Below are 1,844 nucleotides of genomic sequence, written 5' to 3' on the forward strand. Positions count from 1 at the left end.
GCCTTCATGGTCGCGCAGGCGTCGGTGCTGCCCGCGGTGCCGCCGGCGTTGGTGACCAGGTTGGGCAGCGAGTCGGGCTCGATGACGGTGGCGATGCGCAGGCCCGCGTACTTCGCGTCCGACAGGATCGACGCGATCGGGTCGATGTAGTCGGTCTTGTACTTGTCGATCTCGGTGGGGCCGAGCTCGCCGTTGGAGGCGAGGGCCGCGCAGTCGCGGCCGGGCAGGTCGTAGATCACCAGAGTGATCAGGTCGGCGCCCTGCGACACCGCCTTGTCGAGGTGGTCGCGCAGGCCCATGCCGCCGTTGACGCCGTTGATCGCGGCGATGCGGTCGAGCCAGACCGCCGTCGGCGTGTTGGCGACCGCGCTGCCGCCGGGCTCCGCCGCGGCGTGCGCGGACCACTCCGGGTTCACGTACCCCTTGGCCCCCACGAACGGGTTGTCGACCCGGGTGGCGGCAGAGGCGGACTGCGGCGCGAGCGCCACGGCCAGCGCCGAGCCGAGGGCGAGGGCCGAGAGCACCGAGAGACTGCGGCCCAGCCGCGATCTGGAGGGGTGTTGGAGCTTCTTCACCGATGGCTTCCTTCCGTGGGGTTTCTGACGCGTGGTGGGGCCTTGCGTGACACCGCGCGCCGGTGGAGCCGCGACACACCGCGCCGTGTGCGGGCTGGTCGCCGGGCGCCGCTGGTGGGCCCGGCAACGGGGGAGGGGGAGCAGGGGCAGGTGACGTCCTGCCCCGGTGCGGGGAATCGGTTGTCGGAGGTCCGTCCCCGGGGCGGGAGGGGGAGGACCTCGCGCACCCGAGAGGTCTGTCGGATGTCGCCGCCGGCGGAGCTGGTGCCACCCGCGTGGACCGTCACGGTGGTGGTGCCGACGGGGTCGATGGTGTGGCCGTGGTCGCCGGTCCCGAGTCGATCGCGTCCACGATCCGCCGGCCGTTGGTGTGCCCGTACCTCCTGTCCGCATGAAGTGCCTCGTGCTCACTGACGATGCGCTCCCCGAAGGCCCGTGTTGCGCGCCCCTGCAACCGGTGCCCTTCGGGTGCGGTGGTACCTGCGCGGGGAGCGCCGACCCCTTCCGGACGTTCCGGACGGTTCCCTCACCGGCTGCCGCAAGCGACAACTCCCGTGAACGGGAACCCCGTTGGATGTGGGAGCGCTCCCAATGCGCTGAGGAAAATAACAAGCCGCGACAGCGGTGGGAAGAGGGTTGACGGAAACATGACGTAACAGCGTGTTCACGCAAGTTTTCGACGCCCGAGACCGTGCGCCCCCGGCACACCACGTGAACAGGCCTTCTGCCGGGGGCCGTCGGGACGCCGGCCCCCGTCGCGAGCGGCAGCCACCGGACCAGCGGCAGCCACCGGACAGCGCCGCGCGTGGACGCGGGGCCTTCGCGCTCAGGCGGACTCGCGCAGCACCAGGTCCGTGGACAGCACCACGTGGCGCCGGACGGTGGTCCGCGACTCGATCTCCTCCATCAGCACCCGCGCCATGGTGCGGCCCATCTCCTCCGTCGGCTGTCTGACGCTCGACAGGGGCGGGTCCGCGTGCCGGGCGACCGTCGAGTCGTCGAAGCCGACCAGCGCCACGTCGTCGGGCACGCGCCGCCCCGTCTGGCGCAGAACGTGCAGGGCGCCGCTGGCCATGACGTCGGACGCGGCGAAGACGGCGTCGATGCCCGGATGCCGCTCCAGCAGCTTCCGCATGGCGGCACGGCCGCCCTCCTCCGTGAAGTCCCCGTGCGCGACGAGCGACTGGTCCGCGCCGTGGCCCGCGGCGTCCATCGCCTGGGTGTAGCCGTCCAGGCGGCAGCGGGCGGCGTACATGTCCAGCGGCCCGG

Annotated in this window: 2 protein-coding genes; both read right to left on the reverse strand. The window is 72.3% G+C overall.

Translation table 11 applies throughout. The annotated features are described in order from the left end of the window. Positions 1-575, reverse strand: a 575-nt coding sequence (locus ABZ484_RS38665) for a glycoside hydrolase family 6 protein (RefSeq protein ID WP_358870629.1), incomplete at its 3' end; no start/stop codon positions are given. Between the two features lie 826 nt (positions 576-1,401). After that, positions 1,402-1,844 (reverse strand): substrate-binding domain-containing protein (locus ABZ484_RS38670; RefSeq protein WP_358870630.1); only part of this gene is annotated, 443 nt, incomplete at its 5' end.

Source organism: Streptomyces sp. NPDC006393 (assembly GCF_040628575.1).
Taxonomy (GTDB): domain Bacteria; phylum Actinomycetota; class Actinomycetes; order Streptomycetales; family Streptomycetaceae; genus Streptomyces.